Annotated in this window: 2 protein-coding genes; one reads left to right on the forward strand and one right to left on the reverse strand. The window is 75.5% G+C overall.

Annotated features, from left to right (window positions below):
- Positions 1-1,539: serine/threonine-protein kinase (locus tag ACXJMZ_RS37060; RefSeq protein ID WP_457034391.1), on the reverse strand; the 1,539-nt coding region annotated here is incomplete at its 3' end.
- 262 nt (positions 1,540-1,801) lie between these two features.
- On the opposite strand from ACXJMZ_RS37060, the gene ACXJMZ_RS37065 reads away from it, so the two are divergent.
- The coding region (locus ACXJMZ_RS37065; protein ID WP_457034392.1) for an FHA domain-containing protein at positions 1,802-2,588 on the forward strand (787 nt) is incomplete at its 3' end.

Genomic DNA, 2,588 nt, shown 5'->3' on the forward strand with positions numbered 1-2,588 from the left:
GGCCGGGGCGGGCGCCTGCTGGTACGGCTGGGGCGGCGGCGGGGCCTGCTGGGGGTAGCCCTGCTGCGGGTAGCCCTGGGGCTGCTGCTGCGCCTGGTACGGCGGCGGGGCCACCGGCGGGCGCTGGTTGTAGCCGCCGGCCGGCTGCGGGCGCTGCTGTTGCTGCTGCGGGCGCGGCTGCGGCTGACCCGGCTGCTGCGGCCGATAGGGCTGGTACGGCTGCGGCGGGGGCGCCTGCTGGTAGCCCTGCGGCGGGCGCGGCTGCTGCTGCGGCCTGGCCTGGTACGGCTGCGGGGCGACCGGCGGCTCGCCGAAGTCGGCCGGGTCGAAGTAGCTGACCTCGGTCTGCTGGTTGCGGTCCCGGGCGGCCCGGAGCTGGGTCTGCCAGGGGTGCGGCTGCTCGGGCGCGGCGGGGGCGGCCGGCGGGGTGGCCGGCGGCATCGGCGGCAGCACCGACGTCCGGTCGGCGGCGCCCTGAGGGGTCATCAACTGGGTGGCGGCACCCGCGTCGTACTGCCCCGAGGGCAGCACCTGGGTCGGGTCGGCACCACCGAAGGCGGAGTCGGTGAACTGCGCGGACACCGGCACGCCGGGCTCGGTCGGCGCGACGTACTCGGGCGTCGGCCGCGGGTCGGGCAGCAGCAGGGCGCCGACCTCGAAGGCCGCCTCGGCCTGGTCCGGGGAGGCGTGCACGCCGACACCGGCCGCGACCACCCGGAGCGCCCGGGCCAGCGCGACCGCGCCGGGCCGCTCGGCCGGGTCCTTGCGCAGGCAGCGCTCGACCACCGTCCAGAGCGGCTCGGGCATGGTGCGCGGGCGCTCCGGGTCCTGCTGGAGGTGGGCCTGCAGGATCGCGATCGGGCTGTCGCCCTGGAACGGCGCCCGTCCGGTGACCAGCTCGTACAGCATGATCCCGGCGCCGTAGACGTCCACCGCGGAGGTCTGCGGGCGGCCGTCGGCGGACTCGGGGGCGACGTACGCGGGGGTGCCGACGAACTCGTGGGTACGGGTGATGCCCGGGGAGTCGGCCAGCCGGGCGATGCCGAAGTCGGTGAGCATCGGGTGCATCTGCTCGGCGCCGTCCACGGTGCTGCTGGCGAGCAGCACGTTGGCGGGCTTGAGGTCGCGGTGCACGATGCCGTCGGCGTGGCTGACCGCCAGCGCGTCGGCGATCTGCGCCATCAGCAGGCTGCCGGCGATCGGGCTGAACGGGCCGTTGCCGCGCAGGTAGCGGAACAGGTCGGGGCCGTCCACCAGGTCCATCACCAGGGCCAGCAGTTCGCCCTCGACCACCAGGTCACGGACCCGGACGATGTTCGGGTGGCTCAGCCGGAGCAGCACCGAGCGCTCGCGCAGGAAGCGCATCACCACGTCCGGGTCGGCGGCCAGTTCCTCGCGCAGTATCTTGATCGCCACCGGCCGCCCGGGCTCGATCCCGGGCACCACGACACCCTCGCGCACCCGGGCCCGCCAGACGGTGCCGGTGGCCCCGCGCCCGAGGGCTTCCTCAAGCAGATACTTGCTGCCGACTGGCCGCACCTACGACTCCTCGCGCCGCCGTGTTTTCGGCAACTCTAACGGTGCCCGCTCAGGTTTCCGAGGCGCCCGGACCGCGTCCCGCAAGGGTCCTTCCCACCTGGGGTCCAGCGGAGGTTGACCTGACGGTTCGTCGGCTCCACCATGGCGATCATCGCAAGATCGTCAAATCCGGTGCCGGGAGCGCGGTGTCGGTCCGGGGTGGCAGGATGACAGGCACCACTCTTGTGGCCCAACGGCATCACTGAAGGGGAGTGCGGGGGCGATGCAGATCCGGCTCACTGTCCTCCGACCGCGCAGCGGCCCGGCAGCCGTCGGAACGGCCACCGACGTCCTGGTCACCGCCCCGGTCGGCACGGCGCTCGGCGCAGTCGCGGGGGCGCTCGCAGGCGCGGTGGGCGTACGCGGCCCGCGCTCCGCCACCCATGTGCACCTGTACGCCGGGGCCGAGCGGATCGACGAACAGACCCTGCTCGGCCACCCGCCGCTGCTGGACGGCGCCGTGCTCTCGCTCAACGAGCCCGATCCGGACGCGGACGAGGACGGCCCGCCCGCCCCCGCCGAACTCCGGGTCACCGGCGGCCCCGACGCGGGCGGCGTGCACCGCCTGCACGGCGACCGGATCCACGTCGGCCGCTCCAGCGCCGCCGACGTCCCGCTCGACGACCCCGACGTCTCCCGGCTGCACCTCTCGCTGAACCTGGGCGCCGACGGCCGGGTGACGGTCCGTGACCTCAAGTCGACCAACGGCACCGGGCTCGACGGCCGGTTCCTCCGTGACGAGGCGGTCGAGCTGACGGACGGCGGGCTGGTCCGGATCGGCGAGTCCACCCTCCAGGTGGTCCGCACCGATCACCGGGCCGGCACCGATCTCAGGGACAGCTCAGGGTCACCCGCCCGGACGACCCCGGACGGGTTCGGCCGGCTCCAGCTGACCGTCACCCCCTCGCCCCGGCAGGCGGCGGCGCCCGAGCCCGAGCCGGCCGCCCCCGAGCCACCTGCCACCGGGAGCCGGGCCCGCGCCCTGCTGTCCCGCCGCCGCGCCCGCCCCG

Source organism: Kitasatospora sp. P5_F3, from assembly GCF_054049135.1.